Origin of the sequence: Methylophilus sp. Leaf408, from assembly GCF_916856905.1 — a bacterium.
In the GTDB taxonomy this organism is placed as follows: domain Bacteria; phylum Pseudomonadota; class Gammaproteobacteria; order Burkholderiales; family Methylophilaceae; genus Methylophilus.
Genome location: NZ_CAKASK010000001.1, coordinates 403,547 through 429,479, shown reverse-complemented (window position 1 = coordinate 429,479; position 25,933 = coordinate 403,547). Strand labels below are relative to the sequence as shown.

Here is a 25,933-nt window from a genome sequence, read left to right as displayed (position 1 = left end):
TAAAAAAAGCGACCCGAAGGTCGCTTTTTTTATTTCAACTACGTTAATTACTGATCAACAATCAACTTTTGTTGTGCTAACAGGCTATTGATAATCGCTGCATCACTGCTTTGACCGGTAGTAATATCGACACCATTCAACACGATCTGCTGAGTAGTATTGCCGCTGCTAAAGCTTCCTGACACATTGTGTGCATCATTGGCAAAACCACCATTGGAACTGATATGAACAATGGTATCGCTACCTGATTTTTCAAAGTGCAGGTAGTTTTGCAGATTGCCCGGATTCTCGCCTTGTAACAAATCACGGATATCCAGCACATCACCACCTTGTGATGGGGTTGCCTTGTTAAAATCAGTGATAGTGTCACGTGCAGGGTTGCCCGCTACACCATCATCACCACGATCCCATTTGAAGACATCCACGCCTGCACCGCCAGTCAGCGTATCGTTACCTTTACCGCCGATCAAGATGTCGTTACCGTCACCGCCATTCAAGGTATCGTTACCAGCACCACCACGCAGAATATCGTTACCAGCACCGCCGTTGAGAGTGTCATTGCCAGCGTAACCGTAAATAATGTCATTGCCTGATGTTCCGGTCAGTACATTATTATTAGCATCCCCGCCAGTGATAACGTTGCTGTTATTGGCACTACTTAACAAATCAATGTTAATTAAATTGGCCGATGTTTCCCAATCCTGCAGATTTGTACTGTCTGTCGCTGTGATAGTAAAGCTTTGTAGCAAGCTAACATCAACCAGTTGCTCATTAACCCTCACAGTTGATAAGAACTCGTTCAATGCCAGGTTATCCACAGTGCCACCATCAGCAGCTGTAATCACCATGGTGCCATTTGCGCCGAGCAAGCCAAGGAATCCACTATTCTGCGTGTAGTTAACTGACAAGCCTAGTTCACTCGCAACTGCTTGTGAGAAGCTCATATATGCAGAACCCAGTGTTACCCCAAGCAAGGTGCTGTAAGCAATAGTTACATTATTGATGTTGTTATTTACATCACTAGCAGTAAAAGCTTGACGGCTAGAGAAATTCAGCAAATCAACATTTAACAAACCTGGCAATGTCAGTAAACCAGCAGATCCCAATGCATTTCCTACTTGAGGTGCTGCAGGAGCAATTGGCACGTAAGTATTGTTTTTAACAACATTTAGAGTCAAATCAGCAGTGCTGGTGTCACCATCATTGTCGCTCAAGGTATAGGTGACTTTGGTACTATCAGCGGGCTGTGTCGTGTTTGAAGTCGTGATTTTAATGTTATCTAACAAACCACCAGTACTGTTGGTATCCAGAGACTTGAACTCAACACGCATTTGATTACCAGTGCCTGTAAATGTGTATGTGAAATTACTCATCGACAGGCTCTTAGTATTCACTGTGTCAATCACCTTGCCATCCACAAGTACTTGAATAGCAGAGTCTGTTCCAGAGGTATATCCCGAGCGTGCAGCATAATCAAAACTCAGCGTTACCGTATTATCTTTTCCAGGGTTAATTAGGGTGTATAAATTACCATCCCCCTTAAAATTCTCGATTTCCAAGACATTCCCATAGCTGCTGGATAATCCATAGATCGTAGCGGCTTGTACTTCAATTTTCCCACTTGGATTATTTGTAAACCAACCTGCAGGCAAAGCAGTATCTTGACCATTGCCATTTGCATTAAATGTCGTATCAATCAAGGTCACTTTTGTCTGGCCAGGGGTAAATGTATATTTACCGTTATCCATGTCAACAACAAAGCGGCCTGACGCAGTTTGAACTGTCAGTTCGTGCGTTGTCGTGTTGTAGGTACTGTTGTTAGTTCCGGTAACAGTAATTGCGCCTGTTTTGCTATCAAAATTGTAAGTACTACCTTCGATTGCCAGTGATTTAACATAGCCGCCATCAGCTCCAAAACCTCCGACAGTAGTCAAACCTCCAGAAACAGGAGGAGCTACAGTTTCACTCAACACGCCATCAAGTTGGTCAAAATTAGTGACTTTGATACCACCGGTATTCACACCAGCCTCACCGTCATAAGCTATTGGGTCTAGCTGTGAAGTAGAGGTGTTCTGGCCTAATCCAAGTGCATATGACTTGATGTTGTGGGTTTCCAAAAATTGAATCCAGGCTTTTTCTTCAGCAGCTTGAATACCTGCATCTGCGGTAGATGCATTCTCGCTACCACCCAAATCACTTGTACCACCCAAGCCACGGTTAGGCTCACCATCAGTAAAGAAGTAAGACACAGCTTGTGCATTATCTAATTTACCTGGAGATCCATAAGCATTAATTGCTGTTTCAAGCGCTGAGTCATAGTTTGTGTTGCCATTAGCAGACAAGGTATTCAACAGCGCGTTGGCTTCAGCAACTGTTAACCACGTTGTGCCTAATTGTCTGGTTTGTGCATCGCCAGCAAACACGACCAAAGCAACCTTAACATCACCCATATCATCATAGCTTGCCAACAGTGTCTTGATTGACTGAATAGCACTTGTCAGGCGACTCTGTCCACCTACACCATCTCTAGCGTCCATACTGCCGGAAACGTCTAATGTAATCATCACATTAGTGTTTGTAGAGTTACTAGCATAGACTGTCTGATTGATTGCAACTGGAGAGTCATCTTCAATCGTCACTGGCAAAGTTGTCACTTGCGTTACACCGTTTGTTACGACTTTGACACCAATTTCAGTTTTCAAAGTATCTTCGGTCGTAGTATTCGGATGATCAATTGGTTTGCTTAATGTAACGTTATAAGCACCACTGTTGTTAATCGTTGCAGTCAGTACTTTTTCGGCACCTGCAAAACCTGTCAATGTTTTACCATCAGCAGATAAGGACCATGTCACAGCAATACCACCGGAAGTCAACGTACCTGCCGTTGGTGCAGTCAATGTCCATACAGCACCACTACTGTTAGTTGCATTCAGTGTGAACGCACCTGTCGCCACGGCCGAATCCGTCGTATCAGTGTTACCGGCAGTATCTTTGATGCCACCGGATAAGCCTTCTTCAGACACGGTAAACTTGCTGCCATTCACAACTGTGATACCGCTATCGTTGTCTTGAATCTTGCCTGTTCCTGTCACACTGTTGCTGCCATCAGTATTGCTCAGCGTCAGTGGTACTGTTTCGTACAGTGCTTCTACAAGCGTGTCATCTTTGGTCGGAACTGTCACTGTGAAGCTGGTCACACCAGCTGGCACTGTAATGGTACCGTTAGCATTCAGCACTACATTGTTACTAAAAGTAGGAGGCACTGTGTAATCAAGGCCAGCAGTCGCTGTACCACCATTACCCAAACTGAAGTTGTAAGTCGTTGCGGTGTTGGTTGCCGTGCTCAAAGTCACTGTGTAAACCAGGTCGTTACCTTCAACAACAGCATCATCTCCAGCACCAGGCTGACCTGGCTCAACTGTCACTACAGTCGGCTTGTCGTTGTCTTGAATCTTGCCTGTTCCTGTCACACTGTTGCTGCCATCAGTATTGCTCAGCGTCAGTGGTACTGTTTCGTACAGTGCTTCTACAAGCGTGTCATCTTTGGTCGGAACTGTCACTGTGAAGCTGGTCACACCAGCTGGCACTGTAATGGTACCGTTGGCATTCAGCACTACATTGTTACTAAAAGTAGGAGGCACTGTGTAATCAAGGCCAGCAGTCGCTGTACCACCATTACCCAAACTGAAGTTGTAAGTCGTTGCGGTGTTGGTTGCCGTGCTCAAAGTCACTGTGTAAACCAGGTCGTTACCTTCAACAACAGCATCATCTCCAGCACCAGGCTGACCTGGCTCAACTGTCACTACAGTCGGCTTGTCGTTGTCTTGAATCTTGCCTGTTCCTGTCACACCACCAATTGTCAGCGGCAAATCTTCAAGGAATGTCTCAACAATAGTGTCATTAACTGTAGGTACTGTCACTGTAAAACTGCTAACGCCAGCGGGCACGGTGATAGTTCCATTGGCGTTCAACACTACATTATTGCTGAAGATTGGTGTATTGATATAGTCATCTGGTGTTTGCGCTGCACCTCCGCCAAGTGCAAAAGTATATGTAGCAGATGCTTGTGTCGTTGCACTGAGTGTAACCGTATATACAAGGTTTTGACCTTCGATTACAGTATTTCCTCCAGGACCAGGTACGCTTGGCACTACGGAGTCTATTGTTGGGTCTTCAGCAAAATACTGATAGTTTGGCAAAAGTGAAAAAGCTGCTGTTTCTACAAAGCCATTTCCACCATCGTAATTTGCACCGATCAGGCTTTCAGAGATACGTTCCAGGTTAACAAAGCTTGCATTACCATCACTACCAGCTTCACCGGCAGCAGGAGCATCAAGCACTTCAGTGATGTCACGGCCTTCACTCAAAGCAACTAATACTGCATCAAATACCGCTTGGTTGACTGCATTTTCAGTGACATCCGAGACATCCACCTGCGCCAGGTTGTCAGTGATCTTGACTGTTTGTGCTTCGGCGAAATTCACAGTTTCACCGTTAGCCAGTTTTACCGATACGCTTGCGCCGCTGGCGGTGATGACTTTATCACCCGCATGCAACACCTCGCCTACTTGTAACATATGACGGTTGCCACTGGCATCCACCACGATAGCCATACCTTGAACACTTGTAACAGTACCAATCACTGTAGCCATTTTTTTGCCCCACTTATAAGTTGAGAGATATTCAGTTCAGAAAAACACTGTCGGAACATTTCAGTTTTTGTCAGGTTTTTTCAGATAGTGGCGTATTAAACTGCAATTCAAAATGGAAAGCTATTGTACCGAAGTACAATATTTGCACTTTTATAGGGAGAATTCAGTCAGTGCAGACCTTCATGCATGCACTGATGCAGAATTAAAGATGAAATCCTGCCACTGAATAGAAAAAAGCGAAGCTGTCACCAGCTTCGCCTTCCTTATATTCCTGCAATCAAGCAGGCAAACCTTACAACTTGTTAATCAGCGACTGACTGATAACGAATGACTTCAACGCGACGGTTTGCGTCGTTACCATTGATCGGGTCATTTTCAGCGATAGGCTGTGAGTAGCCATAGCCTTTGACGACGATACGGCTGGCATCCAGGCCTTTTTTGGCCAGATAGTCAGCAACTGCTTTCGCGCGTTTTTCTGACAGCAACAGGTTGTATTTCTCTTTTGAGGTATTACGCTTGTCGGTGTGACCAGCGATCTCTATCTTGTCGTTGCCCCACTCTTTGACTACGTCATAAACGATGTCCAGATCAGCGTAAGACTCAGGCAGGATAATGGCGCTATTGGCCTGGAACAGGATGCGTGGCGTGAACTTCATGGTCGCTTTTTCAGGACCTTTTGGTTTAAACGCTTCGCCTTCCCATGGTTTGGCATTCGCCAGCAAAGCTGCTTTATCTACGACAAGTTGTGCTGGAGCAATAGCCTTACATACATTTTCACGATCCAGATACTCTTCACGCGCATATTCACCAACGTCCGCACGACTGACACCGAGTTTACGCAACAACAGACCCTGACCTGCATATGCTCTTGCATATGAAGTACTTAGATCCATTTCCGCATTTGTGAAATTACGGCGGGATTGAAAATATTCGTTCTCTGTATCCAACAGGTCAAGCAATGTACGTTGACCAATATCATACTGTTTGCGATAGGCTAAACGCGCGTTCTCGATAGAATCCTGATGCTGCTTTCGATAAGCGACCTGCTCATTTAATTGTTTGATATTGTTGTATGCAATAGATACCAGCTGACGAGTATCGATACACGCCTTATCGCGTAAATCGTGCGCACGATTAAGCTCTTCCGAAGCAGAATCCAGGTTGTTCTTATCAGTGAACCCATTGAAAATGTTCCAGCTAGCGGTAACTTCAAGTGTATCTGCAGCCAGTATGCTGTTTCTGCTTGCATCATTCACATCAAGGACTTTACGGCCCTGCAAATCCAAACGTGGCATAAAAGGGGCCTTACGTCCGGACACAGATTTCTCTACAGCAACAATGTTTTCAATTGAAGCCAGGATGTTAGGGTTTTGTTTGTAGGCCGCATCAAGCACCTGATCAGAACTCTCGGACAAGCCATCGCCTGTCATCTGCACTTCAACAACGTTAGCTGGAGGCAGTTCACCTACCAGACGCTGAAATCTTGCAGAAACGTCATACAGGTTGGTTGTTTCTGTCAGAAGATTAGCTTCAGCCAGTGCCAAACGGCCAGTGGCTTGTTCAAGGTCGACTTTCTTGCCCACACCCGCATCTACACGAGACTTGATTTTTTCGTGCACTTGCTTGTGTACAACATAGTTGTCTTCAGCGTAAGAAACCAGACGGCGATAACGCAGCAAATCATAGTAAGCGGTGGCGGTATCCAATGCAATACTTTGCATCTGCCCTTGCAAATCATAAAAACGGGACTTGGCCACGTGGTCAAGACGTCCAACCTCTGCCGGGGTCGCCAAACCATCAAAAATCATTTGACGTAATGTTAAAGTGGATTGCTGGTTTGGAGAGTTAGTATTATTAATATTTACAGGAACCACACGCTCCTGATTTCTAAATACTTGATCAACTGTCACATTTGGCAGGTATCTACCTTTAGCAGCAGCCTCATCAAATTCAGCACCTTTATATGCATGAAAGCGGGCTTGAACCTCAGGGTTCTCAGACACCGCTTTTTCGATGATTTTTTCCAGTGTTTCCGGACTTGCACCCCAGGACACAGATGAGTAGGAAAACACTCCTATTATTAGTGCAGAGGCAATTTTTTTTAGTTTCATGTGCAGACTCTTAACAAGTTATTAACGATTTATCCTGAAGTGAGTATAACTACAGTATTGTTAAGGCACAAGAGTAATCCACCCTATAAAAGTGGTTTTAATTTAGGGTTTTAGGGGAAAAAGTCACAAATTCCAATTTTGAGACTATCGGGTGGGAATAAAAATTCCTAAAACCTGTTTATTTTCATAAAATTGATGCAAATAAACATCAATTTTATGAATTCAGGTGGGATTTGTTTGAAGTACCAGTTTTGACGGCTTTATCCAGCTCGAAATGTCCTTGAGGAGACTGGCCTTGTAATACCAGCGCCAAATGCAAACGGTCCCTCACTTTTAAAGTATCGAAGACAGAGGTCAAATGGGCTTTAACGGTGCGCTCAGAAATTGAAAGTGTACGGGCTATTTCCTTATTGCTGTTTCCTTTGGCTGCTTCCAGCGCCACCTCACGCTCACGTTTGGTAAGGCCTTCCAATACCTCATCAAGCACATCCACAGTTTGGCGTGAGCCACGCGCAGTCAATGTGATCAGGTGCTTTAACAAATCACGCCCCAGCCAGATACCGCCATGGGAAACGACACTGTAAACTTCTTTCATGACTTGATGATGCGCATAAGCATGCAAATAACCTACGACGCCTAGCTCCAGCGCTTGCATAGCTTCAGCCTGCTCGGGGTTGTTAGACAGTACAATGACTTTCGCAGATGGAATCAAGGACAACACTTGTTGCACCTGAGTACGCCACTGGTTGCTGCTTTCCAATTGCGCATGTACCCATACTACAGTTGCACCAGCTACATCGGCAGAAACTACTTCCGCACTGGTGACCAATTTAGGAAATGCTTTCAGCCAGGCTTCTACAGGCTGCTTTAATGAAGTAATAAAAATATGTTTCATAGATTAGCGCTCGGTTAATGCATACGATTTAGCCTTAAGCACAGGTTTAAGCAAGTAGGACATTACCGTTTTCTTGCCCGTCAAAATATCTACCTGTGCCACCATACCAGGAATAATTGGCAGATGGTCGCCGATATTATTCTTTATTGTTCTTACTTTAACGACATAAAAAGCATTTCCTTTATCGTCAATCGTCGAATCTGCTGCAATATCTTGCACTTCACCATCCAAGCTGCCGTAAATACTATAATCATAAGCAGTCAGCTTCACAATTGCCGGTTGTTTAGGGCGGATAAAGGCAATATCTTTAGTTTGTATTTTAGCCTCAATCACCAGTGCATCATCCGAAGGAACCACTTCCATCACTTCCTTGCCGGCCTGAATCACACCGCCAACGGTGTTGTAATACAGCTTACTAATTTTCCCATTGACCGGCGACAACAGTGTTGATTGTTTTACCTTATCGGAAAGTGCCAGACTAGACTGGGTCAAACTATTAATTTTGGCTGTTGTCTCATTCAGTTCCGTACGAACCTTACTCGTAAAAGTCTGTTGTGCCTCTGAAATCTTGCGGCGAGCTTCCGAAATGGCCGCAGTGATGCGACCCATTTGTGCTGAAGCTTGATCAATATCACCTTTAGCCCGATTAGCCTCACGTTCCAGGCGCAGAATTTCAATTTCAGATACCGCACCACTGTTTAGTAAAGGACGATTGGCAGCCAACTCGCGGCTATTGGAATCATAAGTCTTAATCGCCACTTCTTTTTTAAACTGCACTTCAGAAAGCTCTCGCTCTCGCTGAGACAATTGATCCCTGGCAATATTAATTTGTGAATCCAACTCGGCACGACCTGCATTGAATAATTGCAACTCTTGCAAATAAGTATCAGGGACTTTTTGCTGCACTTCGCTAGGTGGGTTAAAAGAACCGCCATTGGCGAGCGCTTTCAAACGTGATTCTTTGGCTTTGAGTGATAGATACTGGCTTTCATTTTCTTTCAGGGAAGAAATCGCACGCGTCTCATCAATTTTAATCAACGGTTGCCCACGTTTTACGGTATCTCCAAGCTTGACCATGATATCCGTCACGATACCACCGTCCAGTGATTGCACAAGCTGGATCTGACGCGATGGAATCACGCGGCCTTCACCACGAGTCACCTCATCAACTTCAGCCAGATTTGCCCATACCAGCAATACCACCAGAATAATCAGGATTGCGTACATGATTAATTTTGCATGCAGCATGCTGTCTTCAACCATCACATCATGCGCCTGCTCAGACCATGACCGGTTTTCTGATGTATCTGTTTTAATTATTTTGTCGACCAATAGATGCACTGGTTTGCCCATGCGCATCCAAATGCTGTCATTTTTAGTAACGTCACCAAACTTATCGAATATTTTTTTTGCCATGATGTTACCTTGCCTTACCCACTTTACCCGCACGCAACGCCGCGGTGACATCTTCTTTAGAGCCGTCAGCCACAATCTGCCCGGAATCAATCACGATTAAGCGCTCTGCTAACTCCAGCATACCGTTACGATGACTAATCACAATCAGGGTTTTATTGGCGGATGCTTCAGCAATCCTGTTTTTAACGTTTTCTTCGCCCGAGTGATCCATCGCACTGGTGGGCTCATCCAGCAACACAATCTGCGGACTGGTCACAAAAGCACGCGCAATCCCCACACCCTGGCGTTGGCCACCGGATAGCGTATCGCCCCGCTCACCCACTTCCAGGTCAAAGCCTTTCGGATGCGCATTTACAAACTCGGCAATCCCGCCCACTTGTGCCGCATTCAACACAGCATTATCGTCTGCATGTTGATGACGCAACGTAATATTGTCTCGCAATGTGCCATAAAAGAGGTGGTTATCCTGCTGCACATAGCCAATACTACGGCGTAATTCGGCCGGATCAATCTGGCGCGCATCAATGCCGTCAATCAGAATCGCGCCTTCAGTAGGTTGATACAAACCAAGAATTAACTTGTTAATCGTCGTCTTGCCTGAGCCCATACGCCCAATAAGCCCCACATGCTCGCCCGGACGAATCCTGAAAGAAATCCCATTTAATGCCAACTCATCTGTACCGGGATATTTAAAAGACACATTTTTAAATTCGATTTCGCCTTTAAAAGCCGGACGAGAGAGAAAGCTCACATCTTTACCGCGCTCGACCGGTTTTTCCATAATCGCCTCTAACGACTTCAGTGAAGTCGCGGCAGTATGGTATTGCGTAAACAGGCTGGCGATCTGTGAAATCGGCGCTAATGCACGACTGGTCAATTGTGAACAAGCAATCAGGCCACCCATGGTCAGGTCGCCGTTTGAAATCAGGTATACACCCAGGATAATGATGGCTACGCTGATGATTTGTTGTAAAGCATAAGAGCCATTTGTGATTGAGGAAGACAATAATTTGAGCTTGCTGCCCACTTCAGACAGGAAGAGCGCGCTACGCTCCCATTTGCCCTGCATCTGTCCTTCGATTCCCATGGATTTAACCGTTTCCAGGCCGACCAGGCTTTCAATCAGTGTCGCATTACGTTGTGCACTGGCCCGGTACATGGTCTCGGATAAGTCATGCATTTTGCTTTGCACGCTGAGTGAGTAGATCAATACCACTGCGCCGCCAATCAGGGCCGGCAACACCATAAACGGACTGATCCAGGCAATCACAATCAGGAAAATAATTCCGAATGGCAGATCGATCAGCGTCACTACCGTGGCCGAGGTGATAAAGTCACGCACGCTTTCGAATGAACGCAGGTTGGAAGCGAAGGAGCCGACTGATGTTGGCTTGGCATCATAGCGTGTACCCAGTACCTTCTCCATGATCTGCCCACTGAGCTTCACATCGATACGTGCACTGGCCCAGTCCAGGAAATAGGCGCGCATGGAACGCAACAGCAAATCACCCAGCACAATCAGGCCTACACCAATGCCCAATACCCACAAGGTTTCAACTGCTTTGTTAGGGACTACGCGGTCATACACATTCATGGTAAACAACGGCATCGCCAGCGCAAAGATATTGATCAGCAAGGCTGCGACCATCACATCGCGATAAATGCCTTTATTCTCGGCAATCGTGCCCCAGAACCAGTGCCGGATCTTCACCCTGCCGACCTCTGGTGTGCGCGCATCAAAAATATAGTTTTGTTTGGTGACCAGCGCGTAGCCCGTATATTCTGCAGCGAGATCGGCCATGCTCATGGTCACAGGCTCTGGTGACAAGTCAGGGAAAACCACTTGGGCAAAATGATGGCTGTCATCGACTTTTAAGAGCTGGCAGGCGCGATGATTTTTCAGCAACAGGGTGATATCTGTTTGCGGCTGGTTCAGGGCCGTGATTGCAGCTTGCTGGACAGTGACGTCGAGACGTAGCCGTTCGGCAGAGCGTTTAAACAATTCGGGATTGAGCTTGCCATCTTCAAGAGGCAAGCCGGAGGTTAACGCATCCCGAGTGGTAGCCAGTCGATTATGACGGCAGATGTAAAGCAGACACTCGAGTAAAACGTCTTTGTCAGTTTGATTAAAATATTGCGTCGTTTCCATGGCTTTGGCTTTTTATTGTCCTTATCAACGGCTCATACTTAATAATAAGCAGCTTCGATTATATGTAGTGTCAACCCCAGTCAATCTGTTGAGTATATGGCAAAAATCCTGCGAATTACAAAGATTGACAATGTTCATCACTCCCCAAATTGCAGATTTTCCTGCACAAATGGGCCCGTCACTGCTGCAATACCCACAGAATTTAAGCTATCCAGCTCTTGCTGATCTTGCACCCCTTCTGCAATCGGCATGATGCCCATGGTGCGCACCATCATGCACAAGCCGCGTAACAATGATTGCTGCTGTGGACGCAAATGAATATCGCGTATCAGTGAGGCATCAAATTTAACAAAGTCTAAGCCCAGCTCATGCAAGTCGCCCAGTTGCGCGAGACGCGTCGCCACGTGCTCCATACCAACTACACAGCCCAGCGATTTCACCAAGTGCACAAATTGCTTAAATTGGACAAAATCACTAAACGCCGCTTCTTCAGATACTTCGAAACTCAATCTGGCAGGCTGCTTGACGTTGAGGATCAAACTTTGCAGCTTGTCTTTATATTCATCGCTACGCATTGCGGCAGCAGAGACATTCACACTCAAGTTAGCATTATTTTTATCCAGCATATCAACAGCATACTCCAGCGCCAGGCCATCCAGCGTTTTGATCATATCGAGCTGGCTGGCCCAGTCAATAAAGGCACCCGCTGCCAGCCATTGATCGCCTTCATCGATATGCAGGCGTAATGGGCACTCATAATGCAGCAGCTGTTTGTCTTTTTGCATGACCGGGTAGCGCGCGAGCTTGATCTGTTTATGCTCGATGGCATGCAGGAACTGTTCTTTCCACTGGCTGAGGTAATTCTTTCTCGAAGTCACAATACTGTTTGCATTCATCACACGCATAGGCAAGGCGGCCTGGTCGCCAGCCAGGTCGAGGATAAACTGCATCACACGATGGATATCGACAAAATCATCACCTTTTTTGGTTTTGGTATGGGTGACTACGAACTGGAATTGAACGATCTGTTGCGCTGCATTCAGTTTTTCAAGGACCAATTTGAGTTCTGAAGCCACACTGAAATCATCCAGCGGTTGACGACTGAAAATACCAAACTCGCTGCCGGAGAGCCTGCCACACACCACATCAGGGTAATGCGCCATCTGTTGTTCCAGCGCATCACCTACTTTTTTAATCAGTTGATTCGTCACGCTATAGCCAAGCTGTTTGTCTATATCTGACAGATTGCGCAACTGCACCAGGGTCAACATACCCTCAACAAAACTGTCGTTTTTCAAGGCGACTGACGCAGTATTGGTAAAGTGCGACTGGTTCATCAAACCGGTGACTTCGTCATAGTTGATCTGCTGGTTCAACACATTCAAGCGCTCAGATTCGTCAGTCACCATTGATTTCACACGGTCTGACAGCGTGTTCATGGTGCGCACCAGTTTCTGGAATTCTTCTGTTTGCGGCTCTTTAATCGTAATGTATTTACGTTCACCGAGAGACTCTGCCTGCGCAATCACATCATCCAGTGGTTTGAGGATTTTCCTCAACCAAAAGCCGGAAACCACATAACTCATAAAGGCGACGATCAGCGTCCACAGCACCGCATGGCGTGAAGTTTCCCATAATTGGTCATAGGCCAGCGAAGGTTCGCTCTCCAGTTCCAGCGTGCCATACTGCTGCCAACCGGATTGGATGTTGGCGATACCTGGCTGAATGTTGACGGAGAAAAGCGATTGAAACCAGGCAGGTGCCACAGAGTGCGGATTGCGGTTGACGCGTTCAATCATGGTTTTGTTATCAGGCGAGATAATCGCGATGCGACGGTAATGGCCCATATCAAACTGGGCACTGATAATCAGTTCTACCGTGACATTATCTTTCTGGATATTGGACAAGGTAATCGCCAGCCCATTGGCATTATCGTTATTTTTTTTCTGCAATTGCTCGGCCATAAAGCGGTGGTCGTCGTACACCCCCAGAAACAGGCACCCCGCTGCCACCATCAGGATAATGACAGAAATCGCTATGCGTATTTGTTTTATTAATGACATGTTCTAAGCCCTCTTTTTTCTTGGGGTAAACTCATCGACAACCCGGCTCTCATGCAGGCTTTAATCATAAGCCTAGCATTAACTTTCCACGTTAACCATATCTTAGCCAAGGTTTTCAAATATTCCAGTTGGTTCAGGTATCTAAGCATTCTCATTATTCCAGTCCATCCTGCCGCATGCGTGTCAGCACATCGCGCCACTTGGAAATATTATTCGGTGACCCGGCACGCATATTCGGGTTATTGGCCACAAACAGGCCTTTTTCGTTAAAGCTGAACACAGGGAATAAATCGCCGCGCCTGGAAGCCGGCAATATTTCGAAATTGAGGTTATCCAGAATGAGCGGGTCGCTGGTCGGCATGGCGTAATAGGCCAGTACCATGTGCGGACGGATGTTGCCGCTGGCCATGCGCGCGCGGACGTAGGTCAGTCGTAGCTTATCTTGCGGAATACCAAGTTTTTTGAGTAAGGTATATTTTGCGATACTGAAATCTTCACAGTCGCCCGCGCCTTTACCAAAGGTTTCAAGCGGGCTTGCCCAGTAATCGTCTACGCCCCATAAATTGATATCATCGACAAATAATACATGCTGGTTGGTGAAATCATTGACCATGCCGATCTTGGTCATTTCGCTGGCATTTGCCAGCTGGCTATACAGCTCGTTCAGACGCATGACATTTTGATATGCCTCTTCCCCGTAACGTTGCCGGACCTTCTCCAGCATCGCCAGCACGTAATCATCCGCCAGTATCTGCGACCATAGCAGACACAGCGACAGGCAAAAGCCTGCCGCAATACTAATGAAGGATGGAGAGTGGCGTCTCATGTGCAATAGATTTCCAGTGAGCGATTATGTCACGGCACTGGCAAGCATAATTTGCCAAACAAAGTGGTTTTCATCTGCAAATTCGCTCATCTGTAACGGTACTCTAACCTATGCCTAGGGTGAAAAGGCACATAACCGCACAAGAATAGAAAAAGACAAGCGCTGCCGGATTGGGTAAAATGTCGACTTTCAAATCCACACCGCTTTAAACTCATGTCTCTTACCACCCTCAATGCACTCTCCCCTTTAGACGGCCGTTATCACACTAAACTTGATTCGCTGCGCCCATTTTTTAGCGAATATGCACTGATCAAGCATCGAGCCCTGGTGGAAGTAGAATGGTTAAAAGCACTGAGCGCGGAACCAAAACTGGCAGAAATCGCGCCTTTCAGTGCCGACACTATTGCTGAGCTGGACACAGCCATCAAGGCTTTCAGTGAAGATGACGCCATGCAGGTAAAAGCGATTGAATCACGTACCAACCATGATGTGAAAGCGCTAGAGTACTGGCTCAAGGAAAAGTTTGACGGCAATCACGACATTAAAAAAGCCAGTGAATTTATCCATTTTGCCTGTACTTCAGAAGATATCAATAACCTGTCACATGCATTGATGCTTAAATCTGCACGTGACAGCGTGATCTTGCCTAACCTTTCTTCAGTCGTTACCCGCTTAACCGAGCTTGCGCATGCACTGGCCGAGCAACCAATGCTGTCGCGTACACATGGCCAGACAGCCAGCCCGACTACCATGGGTAAGGAGCTGGCCAATGTAGTATATCGCCTGCAACGCCAGCTCAAACAACTGCAAGCCAATGAAATATTGGGGAAAATCAACGGCGCAGTGGGTAACTTCAATGCGCATTTGTCCGCCTATCCTGATATCGACTGGGAAAACTTCGCCAAAACCTTTGTTGAATCATTAGGCTTGACCTACAACCCGATGACTATCCAGATCGAACCACATGACTATATGGCTGAGTTGTATGACACGCTGTCCCGCATTAACACCATCCTGATCGACCTGAATCGTGATATCTGGGGTTATATCTCGGTCGGTTACTTCAAGCAAAAGGTCAAGGCTGGCGAAATCGGCTCTTCTACCATGCCTCATAAAGTTAACCCGATTGATTTTGAAAATTCTGAAGGTAATCTGGGCCTGGCCAATGCCATCCTGCGTCACCTGGCAGAAAAACTGCCGATTTCCCGCTGGCAGCGTGACCTGACAGACTCAACCGTGTTGCGTAATATGGGTGTCGCTCTTGGCTACTCGCTGCTGGCTTATGACTCCTGCCTGCGCGGCCTTAACAAGCTTGAGATCAATCCACAACGTTTGCAGGAAGACCTGGACAATAGCTGGGAAGTGCTGGCCGAACCTATCCAGACCGTGATGCGTCGTTACGGCATTGAAAACCCGTATGAGCAGTTAAAAGAACTGACTCGCGGCAAAGGCGGCATTAATCAGCAATCGCTGCATGCCTTTATTGAAACGCTGCAAATCCCGGCCGAAGCCAAACAGACTTTACTGGCAATGACACCTGCAACTTATACCGGTAAGGCGAGTCAATTGGTAAAACATATTTAGTGACTTGTTCAGGGATTGTTCTGTTTTTAATTTCTCACACACTGCATTAAGGCAGCCCGCTTTTGGTTTCATTTCTTTTGTTGGTCAGGGCGGACTGCCCTGGCTGCTACGCCTGATTTCTCTAAAACCTCATTCTTCGCAGTACTTCATATTTTTTTGTGTATTGCTTACGACAACAATCATTATGACGCCTTTCGCTCAGGCAAAAGATAGCGATTGGTTCCAGCTCAAAGAAGGCAAGACTTACCAAACCCGCTTTTCATTAGATAACGAATCAGCACCTGAAAATAAAGCGCAGTTGCGCGAGTTGCTCGAAAAACACCTGACCTTACATGAAGCTATGCAAAACCCGCGCATGAACGAAGGTGAATGGCGGCGGCTGATCCAGAAAACGCCGCAGGAAATCGCTGACCTGCTGGCTACAGAAGGCTATTTCAAAGTAAAAACGGTGGCTTACCAGCCTTCCCCACATGTCGTTGAATTTCGCATCCACTTGCCGCCGCAAGCAAAAGTCAGCAAAGTCTCTGTGCTGCTGACAGGCGAAATACAGCAGCCCACCTATAAAGAGATTCTGGAAAACGCCAACAAAAGCTGGCCTTTAAAAGAGAATAATGTTTTTACCCAGCAGGCTTGGGCAGCAGCAAAACGTGACCTGTTAGCCTCATTGCTGCAGGTAGAATTCCCCAATGCGAAAATCACGCAATCACAAGCGATGGTCCAACCGCAAACACAGGAAGTCTCTATTAACATTGCAGTAGACTCCGGCCCGGCAGTGCGTTTTGGCAAAGTGAATATCCACGGCTTGAAGCATTATCCGGAAACCTTGATCCGTCCGCTGAATACCGTTAAAGCCGGTGACCCATACCGTCAATCGGACTTACTGCTTTTACAGAACAGTTTTATGAGCACCGGCAAATTCAGCCAGGTGGATGTCGTCGCCAACACCCAGGCATTGAACCCGGACCGCACGGCTGATGTAGATGTCACTGTGCGTGAGATGGAGGAAAAATCTTTCCGTGTAGGCGTTGGCGCCAGCACCAATACAGGTGCGCGCATTGTGTTTAACTACACGGATCGCAATTTGTTTGATCGCGGATTACTGTGGGACAGCAGCATCCGTCTTGAGCAACGTTTACAGGCGGCTACTTCGAATATCAACTTCCTGATGGATGCAAAAGGTTACCGGGATAGCATACAGAACAGCCTTACCCGCACCGACCTGGAAGGACAAGTCACCACCGCATTGCAAAACGGGGTACGTCGTTATTGGGGCCAACCGCGCAAATTTGAACAGTTCATTGGCGCCAACCTGCTGTATGAATATCTGCAAGTGGATGACGTTACTTCACAATTCAATAAAGCGCTTACGGTCACTTACGGTTTTAACCTGCGCGATCTCGACCACCAGCAGGCACCGACCAAAGGCTGGATATTAAATACCCAATTCCAGCTTTCACCGTTTGAACAGATTTCTGACGGGCGCTTTTTGCAATCACAAGCCAGAGCGCAGGTGTTTTACCCGTTAACGAGCTCTACCCAATGGCTAGGCAGGCTTGAAGTCGGCAGTGTGACCGGTTCTGCCAGCAACGTTCCTGCCACTTATTTATTCCGTGCCGGTGGTGATCAGTCTGTGCGCGGTTATGCCTTCCAGTCATTAGGGGTGAATGAAGGTGGCGCAACGATTGGCGGCCGGGTGTTACTGACAGGCAGCAGTGAGGTAGTGCAATGGCTGACGCCCTCCTGGGGTGCAGCAGTGTTTGTGGATTTTGGTAACGCTGCTAACAGCTGGAAAGATTATGATCCGGTGCTGGGTTATGGTGTGGGTGCACGTTTCCGTAGCCCGATCGGGCCGGTAGGGGTGGATATCGCCTATGGAGAAGAAACCAAGGAATACCGTTTGCACTTTAACCTGGGAGTGAATTTCTAATGTTATTCATGCACACACTCTCAAGATTATGCCGTTTATTACTGGTGACTACGCTTTGTTTTAGTCTGATTATCACACCGCAAATGATATGGGCAGCCAATGTCATGGTGGTCACCAGCCTGAAAGAATTTGAAACTGATTTGGGTAATGCCACCCTCAAGGTCGAAGGTATTGCATCGGATATGCGATTAGGCATCACACCACGCGGTGAATTGACCGTATCAAGTTTTGTGGCCAAAAAGGTAACTTTACAGTTTAAATCGCAGCCAGTGACGCCAGCCCCAGGCGCGAAAACGGCAAGCGGGCCTTTGCCGAACCGCATCAATATCCCGCTACCTTTCCATTTACTGTCCGGTAACATTGAACGGCTAACCATTATCCAAGGGCCAAGCACTTACCATATAGACAAGATCAAGTTTGACCTGGATGCTGACAATAAAGCCATGCAATTCCGCATCGCGCAGGCGCACAGCCCATGGGGGGAGATCAGCACCCATTTCCAGATGCAGAATGCAGCACCGTTTCCATTAAATGGCTGGATGGATATCCAGCAACCACAAGGTGATCTGCCCTACCACCTGCGCACCGAATTACATGGCGACCTGACTAAAGTCGATATTGCCGCCAGCCACCACTATCAGCCAGAGAGTAAACCGTTTGCTATTGTGCCTGCCACACAGCCTGGTGAAGATATGGTGTTATTGAAAGCCACCATAGGCCTGGATGACACCCGCAACAGCCATCTCCTGTTTCACCTGCAACAATTCCAGGCCAGGCATGTGCATCCGCAACTGGCTGGACATATGGATTTAAAAGTGACCGCCGATGGCAGCCTGACCGACACCGGCACTATCCAGGTAAAAGTGGATGCAGGAGACAGCCGCCTGCAAACGCAGCCGTTGATAGTCCGAGGGACGGCCACATTGCAAGGCCAGCAATTAAGCGCTCTGGATTTGCTGGCGCAACTGGATAAAAACACATTCACAATCCGTAGTACGCAAGCCGCTACACCTCAGGCAACCCAGCTCTCATGGCAGGCCAATTTGCCAAACCTGGCGCAGTTTATGCCGGGCTTTTCCGGCCAGGTGAAAGGCGAAGGCACGCTCCAGCACCTGTCAGATGGCTTCCATGCAAGCTACCGTTTATCAGGTCAACAACTGCAATTACCACAAGGTCTGGCATTAGCCGGGTTTGAAGTGCAGGGACAAGCTTCTGACAATGTGCAGGCCTCTTTAGACCACCAGATCAAGCTACACGGTTTGTCGCAACAAAACACCCAGGGCACAGATAGTCCGCCCATTGAGGCTGAACTCAATTTAAAGGGCTCATTGGCACAGCATCAACTCGCGTTGCAAATCAAAGACTCTGATCCTTCATTGCAACGCAACATACAATTAGCGCTCAACGGCGCATGGCAGAATGACCGCTGGCAAGCCCAGCTAACGCAATTACAGGATGCCAGCGGAAAAGTGTTCCGGTTAGCTAATCCTGCGAACATGTCCTGGAGCGCTTCGCAAGGTTTCGATCTGCAACAACTGGCATTAAATGTATACGAAGGCCAGATGCAAGTGGACCGGCTACATTACCGCCCGGCTAAACCTGCAGGCACCCTTTCAGCGCAACCGGCAGAGATGATGCAATTACAGACTCGCGGTACGCTCAAAGACTTTCCATTACAAGCATTAATGGCGTGGCTAGTGCCTGAGCAATCAGCCCCGTTACCGGCGGATCATCTGCGATTATCTGCACAGTGGGATTTGCAGCTAGACCAGCGCCTCAACGGATTTCTGCAACTACAACGCAGCCAGGGTGACTGGCAGGTATATGACATCAACAATGCCAAATGGCAGGGCCTGGGTCTACAAACACTCACTGCAAATGTTAAAGCAGACAATAACAAGGTAAGTGTTGAAAGCACCATCAACTCCGCTGATGCGATTAACCTGCAATTGTCAGCAAACACACTCGTCACACCTATAGCAACTGGATTTGTGATCAAAAATTCGGCGCCGGTATCTGCCAGCCTGAAAGCGGATGTCCGGCAGCTAAACTGGTTTTCCAGATTATTCTCGGATATTCAACCTGCCGGCAGGCTGGCGATCGATGCGCAGGTCAGCGGTGTGATGTCCAAGCCACAGTTAAAAGGCTCGATGACAGGCGAGGCGCTCGCACTGCAAATACCTTCGCATGGGGTATGGCTGGAACAAGGCCGCCTGAATGCGACCATGGCTGGCGATCAAGTTACTTTCAACCAGATTCATTTTGCCGGCAAGAGCGGTGAGCTGGATGCAACGGGGGGCTTGTCTTTAAAGCAGCCTGACTGGCAACTGGATTTATCTGCCAAACTCAATCAATTACAGGCACTTTCCCGCGTGGACCGCTGGGTACAACTGAGTGGCGACACCAAGTTAAAACTGACCAGTGCAAACACCAGCATCAGCGGCAACCTTAAAATCCACAAAGGGCTATTTGAATTGCCCAAAGGCGATAAACCGCAGCTGGATAGCGACGTCATCATTCAATCGCCTGAAAATACAGCGCCCGCTAAAAAATCCCAGATAAGCTTCCAGGATTTCGGTCTCGATTTTGGTGATAAACCCGGCCTCCCTTTTAAGGAGTCAGAACAATTCATGCTGCGCGGTCAAGGCCTGAATGGTGCTTTGAACGGGAAAATGCGTCTTGACGGCATGCTGGATGATCTCGCTGCCAGTGGCACTTTGGAAGTGACCGGCACCTATCTGGCTTATGGCCAATCGCTCAATATCGAAACTGGCCGTCTTATTTTCAGTGGCAAAATCCCTAATATTGGCCTGGATGTACTGGCGACGCGGCAGGTGGAAAACACCAAAGTCGGTATACAAATCAACGGCAGCCTGCAAACGCCACAACTGAAACTGGTCTCCACCCCTGAAACCAGCAATGAAAACAAAATCTCGTTATTGGTACTTGGGCAACCGATGTCAGCAGTCGGCAGCAGTGATATGGCGATGTTATCCGTCGCTGCCAGCGCGTTACTATCGCAAGGCGATTCAGTTTCACTGCAAACCAGAATCGCCCAAACCATAGGCCTGGATAGTATAGACGTGCGCGGCTCAGGGTCGACCAATTATGCAGTCAGCGTTGGCAAACGCATCAACAGTCGCCTGGTGGTAGGCTACGAAAAAAGCATTGTCGGGCTATTAAATGTTGGTAAACTCACCTACCAGCTGACCAACCGGATTTCGATTGAAACCAGGACTGGCTCGGATAACGCGCTGGATATATTTTACGGTTTCAGCTTTGATTAACCCAGGAGGATGGCATGCAACAGGATAATAAAAATCCACGACTGGCAGTCTTGATTGATGCTGACAATACCTTCAAGGTTATTCCTATCATTGATGAGCTGTTTGAAGAAATGTCCAAGTTCGGCGATATCAGTGTCAGGCGCATTTATGCCGACTGGACTTCTGATCATGTCAAGCAATGGAAGCCTGTGCTGCCTAAACATGCCATTCAGCCGATTCAGCAGTACGCCAATACCAAAGGTAAAAATGCTACTGATAGCGCATTGATCATTGATGCCATGGATTTGCTTTACACTGCTCCGCTCGATGGTTTCTGTATCGTATCCAGCGACAGTGACTTTACGCGGCTGGCGATTCGTTTGCGTGAAGCAGGGAAATTTGTGTATGGCTTTGGCGAGAATAAAACGCCGGAATCCCTGAGGGCGGCCTGCAACCAGTTTGTTTATTTCGAAATCCTGCTCCAGGAAAAAAACGTGGAGGAATCTTCTGCCCAAGTGGAAGCCACGACCAAATCCAAGTCGGATGAAGAACAAATTACGCTTGTGCCTATTGGTAAAAAAACCAAACAGCAATTAGCGAATGATGCCAAATTGGTATCATTGATCCGCTCAGCCATTGAAGGGCTGTCTGACGAGACGGGTTTTGCCGCCATGGGCGCGGTCAAAAACCATATCGTTAAAAACTTTTCCGCCTTTGACTCACGCAATTACGGTTATACAAAATTCAGTGAACTGGTAAATGCCATCGGCTTGTTTGAGTTAGATGACCAAAAACAGAAATTACGCGACAAACGAAAAAAATGACTGAAATCCTTATTCTTTATTATTCACAAGGCGGCGCCGTCAAAGACATGGCGCAACTGATTGCGCGTGGTGTGGAAAGCGTGACTGGCGCCAAAGCCAGAGTGCGCACAGTGCCGAAAGTCTCTGCCAACTCAGAGGCGACTGAACCGGACATTCCAGCCTCCGGCGCACCTTACGCGACTTTGCAGGACCTCGAACAATGTGCCGGCCTTGCGCTGGGCAGTCCTACGCGTTTCGGCAACATGGCGGCACCGGTGAAATACTTTCTCGACGGCACCTCAGGTCTCTGGCTTAAAGGCGCATTAATCGGTAAACCGGCAGCTGTGTTTACCTCAACCGGTTCCCTGCATGGTGGTAACGAGATGACATTGATGACCATGATGATTCCGCTAATGCATCACGGCATGCTGATGGTGGGCCTGCCCTATTCCGAGCCGCAACTGGGCACTACCAAAACCGGCGGTACGCCATACGGTGCCAGCCATATCGGCGGTGCGATGGATGACCAGCCAATTTCCGATGATGAAAAGAAATTGTGCATGGCGTTAGGGAAACGCCTGGCCGAAACTGCACTCAAATTGCAATAACTGTTATTTAGGAAACCTGTATGTCTGCCGCCCTCACCCGCGAAGCACGCCAATTTCTGTTTGCCACACGCCATGCCGTGTTGTCCACCTACTCCATGAAATACCCTGGCTATCCCTTTGGCGCCATTGCGCCATTTATCTGTAGCCAGCAGGCTGAGCCAATCATTTTGGTGAGTGCCAATGCTGAACATGCCAAAAATATGCATGAAAACGCCAAAGTATCCTTACTGGTATTTTCGGAAGCACAAAACCAGCATGCGCACGCACAACTGACATTGATAGGCGAGGCATTGCCCTCTGATAAAAATGACTCGGATTTGCGCGCACGCTATCTGCGTTACTTCCCTGATGCAGTGACTTATTTTGACCTGGAAGAGTTTCACCTGTATCGCATCCGCGTCGAGCATGTGCGCTACATCGCAGGCCTTGGCAGGCTAGACTGGTTTGAGGGTGATTCACTGAATGAAGACTTGGCAGATAGCATGCTGGCCTCGCAGGAATCGGGCATCGTTTCGCATATGAATGAAGACCACATAGACAGCATGCTGGAATATTGTCAGCACGTGCATAGCGTCACGGCCGATCAGGCGGAAATGATAGGGCTGGATGCCGAGGGCTTTGATGTGAAATATATGCATGGCGAAGAAGTGTATGGCCAGTTGCGTTTTAATTTTGACCAACCCGTACTCAACGCGATGGATGCACGCAAGGCTTTAGTGGCTCTGGCACAAGCTGGCCGCTCATGATCCCGGCTATTCTGAAATGGAGCCGCCTGGGCGCGAGTATCAGCCTGATTGGTTTAATCGTATTGTGCCTGGGCTGGGAAATTTTCTGGGCGCCCTTGCGTAGCGATGGCAGTTTGCTATTCCTGAAAAGTTTGCCGTTGCTGGCACCGCTATTTGGTATCCTGCGCGGCAAGCGCTATACCTATCAATGGGCAGGCATGCTTATCCTGTTTTACTTTACCGAAGGCGCGGTCAGGGCCTGGTCTGAGACTGGTGTCACACGCATGCTGGCATGGTCAGAGATATTATTAAGCGTAGTATTTTTTGCCAGCGCGATTGCTTATGCCAAATATACCGGGCAGCGCTACCAAACGTCTTTGCAAAATGCAGCGTGAAACCACTCTCAGCGATTAAGATTAAAAATACTGGCGGAATGCACTGTATGTATTGCAGCCATTAGCAGGAAAAAATTACTATTCTCATGCTAAATTCTTTCAGGATATGGCATAAACAAGGTCAGTAAACCTTATATAATATCCGGCATGAAAATTCTGTTATCCAACGACGATGGCTACCTGGCCCCAGGCCTGGCTGCACTGGCGCAACACCTGAGTAAAGTGGCCGATATCACCGTAGTCGCACCGGAACGCAATCGCAGTGGCGCCAGCAATTCCCTCACGCTGGATAGACCGTTAAGCGTAAAACAGGCCGCTAATGGCTTTTTTTATGTGAACGGCACCCCGACTGACTGTGTGCACATTGCGCTGACCGGATTGATGCAAGAAATGCCGGATATGGTCATCAGCGGCATTAATGACGGCGCCAATATGGGTGATGACACCATTTATTCAGGCACAGTCGCTGCTGCCACAGAAGGTTATTTATTAGGCATTCCGTCTATTGCAGTTTCTATGTCACAACACCAACCTGCACATTTTGAGACGGCAGCGCGCGTGATCGTAGACCTGGTCAAGCAATTCAATCATAGCGAAATCCTCGAACCGACCTTGTTGAACGTCAATGTACCGGATATCCCCTTTAGCGAAATCAAAGGCCGCCAGGTGACCCGTTTAGGCAAGCGTCACAAAGCCGAGCCAGTGATTCAACTGAAAACCCCGCGTGGCGAAACTGTTTATTGGGTAGGTGCGGCCGGTCAACCCAATGATGGTGGCGAAGGCACTGATTTTTATGCTGTATCCCAGGGATATGTATCGATTTCGCCGATTCAGGTAGACCTGACCAAGCATTCACAAATCAAACACTTGCAACAATGGTTGCAGAACACGAATTAAGCAAGATGGCGATTCCAAGAAACACCAGTAAAACCGGCATTGGCATGACCTCCTCCCGCACACGTGAGCGCATGTTGACGCGCTTGCGCGAGCAAGGCATACAGGATGAAGTGGTGATTAACGTGATGGCAGAGATTCCCCGCCACATTTTTGTTGATGAAGCTTTATCCATTCGTGCTTATGAAGATGTGTCTTTACCGATCGGTTATGGCCAGACCATTTCACAGCCGTATATTGTGGCGAAAATGACGCAGATTCTGCGTAACGGTAAACAGCTGAACAAAGTGCTCGAAATCGGCACCGGTTGTGGCTACCAGACCGCTGTATTATCACGCGTCAGCAATGAAGTGTTCTCACTCGAACGTATCCGCCCGCTGGTAATGAAAGCCAGGACGCATTTGCGGGCGTTAAAGTGCACCAATGTCAAACTGGATCACGCGGATGGCAGTATCGGCCTGAAAGACTACGGTCCGTTTGATGCCATCATGGTCACCGCTGCTTCCAGCCATGTGCCACAGGAATTGGTAGATCAACTGGCCGTCGGTGGCCGTATGGTGATTCCGGTGGGCACTGCTGAACAAGTATTGCATCTGATTGAAAGGACCGCGCAAGGCGTGCAGAAAACCGCCCTGGAACCGGTCAAGTTTGTGCCATTATTAGGGGGAACTGCATTATCATGAGATTACGCTCGCTTCTCATTACCGGATTGACTGCTGCAACATTGGCAGCGTGTGCGCTAAACTCCCCCATGCCGCGCGCACCCGTTAGCAGCACCACTAAAACACCGGATAACAAACCTGCAGCCCCGGTATCCGTTGGCCCTAACCAGTACATGGTGCAAAAAGGTGACAATCTGTACAACATCGGCAGAAAGTTCGGCATCCCTCACCTGAAACTTGCTGAAATCAATCAGTTACAAACGCCTTATGAAATTCACGTCGGCCAAGTTTTAAACATAAAAGCTTCTACTGGTTCAACCAATAATAAAGCCAATGACACAGCCTCTACGGACGATGCAGAAGTGGTGACTTCTGCCATTACCCGCCCTGAACTGGCGCCTGCCGGTGATGCCGCCAGTGGCGGTGCGGCTAACGCAGCCGCTGCCGCAGACGGCGCGAAAGCACCTGCAGACGGGCAAGATATTGACGCGGTTGCCGACAATGATATTCAATGGCAATGGCCACTGGCTGGTAAAGTCAGTGCCGGATTCGACCCGCAGTTGAACAAGGGATTAAATATCACGGGCAATGCAGGGCAAACAGTGAATGCGGCTGGCGCTGGCAAAGTAATTTATAGCGGCATGGATGTGCGCGGTTATGGCAAGCTGATTATCATCAAGCACAACAGCAACCTGCTGTCTGTGTATGCACATCAGGGAAACTCTTTGGTGAAAGAAGGTTCTTTCGTGTCGCAGGGTGAAAAACTGGCAATATTGCCAGCGGCGGCTAACAGCAAACCGCCTATGTTGCATTTTGAGATCAGGCAAAAAGGTAAGCCGGTTGATCCAGTCAGCTACTTGCCTGGCAATGCAGCAGCAAATAACAGTAATAGCTAGCTAAACATAGCACGCCTTCGCCGAGGATGTATCAAGCAGTCAAATCGCACCATGTGCATGA

Annotated in this window: 17 protein-coding genes; 10 read left to right on the top strand and 7 right to left on the bottom strand. The window is 47.9% G+C overall.

Annotated elements, in window-relative coordinates:
- Positions 1-47: 47 nt before the first annotated feature.
- The 7 genes from LPA26_RS01860 to LPA26_RS01825 form a co-directional block, all read right to left on the bottom strand.
- The gene (locus LPA26_RS01860; protein WP_229007113.1) at positions 48-4,652 is read right to left on the bottom strand and encodes a retention module-containing protein; all 4,605 of its coding nucleotides are present in this window, start codon (positions 4,650-4,652) and stop codon (positions 48-50) included.
- 302 nt (positions 4,653-4,954) lie between these two features.
- Positions 4,955-6,763 (bottom strand): TolC family outer membrane protein, encoded by a 1,809-nt coding sequence (locus LPA26_RS01850; RefSeq protein WP_305080449.1) that lies wholly within the window; start codon positions 6,761-6,763, stop codon positions 4,955-4,957.
- 214 nt (positions 6,764-6,977) lie between these two features.
- Positions 6,978-7,658: a response regulator transcription factor gene (locus LPA26_RS01845; protein ID WP_055829221.1), complete on the bottom strand. Its 681-nt coding sequence runs from the start codon at positions 7,656-7,658 to the stop codon at positions 6,978-6,980.
- 3 nt (positions 7,659-7,661) lie between these two features.
- On the bottom strand, positions 7,662-9,074 hold the full coding sequence (locus tag LPA26_RS01840; RefSeq protein WP_229007112.1) for an HlyD family type I secretion periplasmic adaptor subunit: 1,413 nt from the start codon (positions 9,072-9,074) through the stop codon (positions 7,662-7,664).
- A gap of 4 nt (positions 9,075-9,078) precedes the next feature.
- On the bottom strand, positions 9,079-11,223 hold the full coding sequence (locus LPA26_RS01835) for a type I secretion system permease/ATPase (RefSeq protein ID WP_229007111.1): 2,145 nt from the start codon (positions 11,221-11,223) through the stop codon (positions 9,079-9,081).
- A 137-nt stretch (positions 11,224-11,360) separates the two neighbouring features.
- Positions 11,361-13,286: an EAL domain-containing protein gene (locus LPA26_RS01830; protein ID WP_229007110.1), complete on the bottom strand. Its 1,926-nt coding sequence runs from the start codon at positions 13,284-13,286 to the stop codon at positions 11,361-11,363.
- Between the two features lie 154 nt (positions 13,287-13,440).
- The gene (locus LPA26_RS01825; protein WP_055871323.1) at positions 13,441-14,112 is read right to left on the bottom strand and encodes a transglutaminase-like cysteine peptidase; all 672 of its coding nucleotides are present in this window, start codon (positions 14,110-14,112) and stop codon (positions 13,441-13,443) included.
- Positions 14,113-14,325: 213 nt separating this feature from the next.
- On the opposite strand from LPA26_RS01825, the gene purB reads away from it, so the two are divergent.
- The 10 genes from purB to LPA26_RS01775 all read left to right on the top strand — a co-directional run bounded on the left by purB (position 14,326) and on the right by LPA26_RS01775 (position 25,872).
- Entirely contained in the window at positions 14,326-15,696 is a 1,371-nt protein-coding gene (gene purB / locus LPA26_RS01820; protein WP_055871320.1) for an adenylosuccinate lyase, read from the top strand.
- 184 nt (positions 15,697-15,880) lie between these two features.
- Complete coding sequence (locus LPA26_RS01815) at positions 15,881-17,623, top strand: autotransporter assembly complex family protein (RefSeq protein ID WP_229007109.1); 1,743 nt, start codon at positions 15,881-15,883, stop codon at positions 17,621-17,623.
- Positions 17,623-20,910 carry a translocation/assembly module TamB domain-containing protein gene (locus LPA26_RS01810; RefSeq protein WP_229007108.1) on the top strand — a complete coding sequence of 1,096 codons (3,288 nt, stop codon included), beginning with the start codon at positions 17,623-17,625 and terminating at the stop codon, positions 20,908-20,910. Before LPA26_RS01815 ends, LPA26_RS01810 begins: the two co-directional genes overlap by 1 nt.
- A gap of 14 nt (positions 20,911-20,924) precedes the next feature.
- Positions 20,925-21,713 carry an NYN domain-containing protein gene (locus LPA26_RS01805; protein ID WP_229007107.1) on the top strand — a complete coding sequence of 263 codons (789 nt, stop codon included), beginning with the start codon at positions 20,925-20,927 and terminating at the stop codon, positions 21,711-21,713.
- A complete protein-coding gene (gene wrbA / locus LPA26_RS01800; RefSeq protein WP_229007106.1) occupies positions 21,710-22,300 on the top strand; it encodes an NAD(P)H:quinone oxidoreductase in 591 nt (196 codons plus the stop codon). The genes LPA26_RS01805 and wrbA overlap by 4 nt, the downstream gene beginning before the upstream one ends.
- Positions 22,301-22,320: 20 nt before the next feature.
- Positions 22,321-23,046: a HugZ family protein gene (locus tag LPA26_RS01795; protein ID WP_229007105.1), complete on the top strand. Its 726-nt coding sequence runs from the start codon at positions 22,321-22,323 to the stop codon at positions 23,044-23,046.
- Positions 23,043-23,420 carry a DUF2069 domain-containing protein gene (locus LPA26_RS01790; protein WP_229007104.1) on the top strand — a complete coding sequence of 126 codons (378 nt, stop codon included), beginning with the start codon at positions 23,043-23,045 and terminating at the stop codon, positions 23,418-23,420. The genes LPA26_RS01795 and LPA26_RS01790 overlap by 4 nt, the downstream gene beginning before the upstream one ends.
- Positions 23,421-23,567: 147 nt before the next feature.
- Complete coding sequence (gene surE / locus LPA26_RS01785; protein ID WP_055829249.1) at positions 23,568-24,317, top strand: 5'/3'-nucleotidase SurE; 750 nt, start codon at positions 23,568-23,570, stop codon at positions 24,315-24,317.
- Between the two features lie 5 nt (positions 24,318-24,322).
- The gene (locus tag LPA26_RS01780; RefSeq protein ID WP_229008311.1) at positions 24,323-24,997 is read left to right on the top strand and encodes a protein-L-isoaspartate(D-aspartate) O-methyltransferase; all 675 of its coding nucleotides are present in this window, start codon (positions 24,323-24,325) and stop codon (positions 24,995-24,997) included.
- Complete coding sequence (locus LPA26_RS01775; RefSeq protein WP_229007103.1) at positions 24,994-25,872, top strand: M23 family metallopeptidase; 879 nt, start codon at positions 24,994-24,996, stop codon at positions 25,870-25,872. The genes LPA26_RS01780 and LPA26_RS01775 overlap by 4 nt, the downstream gene beginning before the upstream one ends.
- Positions 25,873-25,933 lie beyond the last annotated feature (61 nt).

Coding starts and splice junctions, on each gene's coding strand:
- LPA26_RS01815 (WP_229007109.1), top strand. CDS start 15,881: ATGACGCCTTTCGCTCAGGCAAAAGATAGCGATTGGTTCCAGCTCAAA.
- LPA26_RS01795 (WP_229007105.1), top strand. CDS start 22,321: ATGTCTGCCGCCCTCACCCGCGAAGCACGCCAATTTCTGTTTGCCACA.
- surE (WP_055829249.1), top strand. CDS start 23,568: ATGAAAATTCTGTTATCCAACGACGATGGCTACCTGGCCCCAGGCCTG.
- wrbA (WP_229007106.1), top strand. CDS start 21,710: ATGACTGAAATCCTTATTCTTTATTATTCACAAGGCGGCGCCGTCAAA.
- LPA26_RS01845 (WP_055829221.1), bottom strand. CDS start 7,658: ATGAAACATATTTTTATTACTTCATTAAAGCAGCCTGTAGAAGCCTGG.
- LPA26_RS01830 (WP_229007110.1), bottom strand. CDS start 13,286: ATGTCATTAATAAAACAAATACGCATAGCGATTTCTGTCATTATCCTG.
- LPA26_RS01850 (WP_305080449.1), bottom strand. CDS start 6,763: ATGAAACTAAAAAAAATTGCCTCTGCACTAATAATAGGAGTGTTTTCC.
- LPA26_RS01825 (WP_055871323.1), bottom strand. CDS start 14,112: ATGAGACGCCACTCTCCATCCTTCATTAGTATTGCGGCAGGCTTTTGC.
- LPA26_RS01810 (WP_229007108.1), top strand. CDS start 17,623: ATGTTATTCATGCACACACTCTCAAGATTATGCCGTTTATTACTGGTG.
- LPA26_RS01805 (WP_229007107.1), top strand. CDS start 20,925: ATGCAACAGGATAATAAAAATCCACGACTGGCAGTCTTGATTGATGCT.
- LPA26_RS01835 (WP_229007111.1), bottom strand. CDS start 11,223: ATGGAAACGACGCAATATTTTAATCAAACTGACAAAGACGTTTTACTC.
- LPA26_RS01840 (WP_229007112.1), bottom strand. CDS start 9,074: ATGGCAAAAAAAATATTCGATAAGTTTGGTGACGTTACTAAAAATGAC.
- LPA26_RS01790 (WP_229007104.1), top strand. CDS start 23,043: ATGATCCCGGCTATTCTGAAATGGAGCCGCCTGGGCGCGAGTATCAGC.
- LPA26_RS01780 (WP_229008311.1), top strand. CDS start 24,323: ATGGCGATTCCAAGAAACACCAGTAAAACCGGCATTGGCATGACCTCC.
- purB (WP_055871320.1), top strand. CDS start 14,326: ATGTCTCTTACCACCCTCAATGCACTCTCCCCTTTAGACGGCCGTTAT.
- LPA26_RS01860 (WP_229007113.1), bottom strand. CDS start 4,652: ATGGCTACAGTGATTGGTACTGTTACAAGTGTTCAAGGTATGGCTATC.
- LPA26_RS01775 (WP_229007103.1), top strand. CDS start 24,994: ATGAGATTACGCTCGCTTCTCATTACCGGATTGACTGCTGCAACATTG.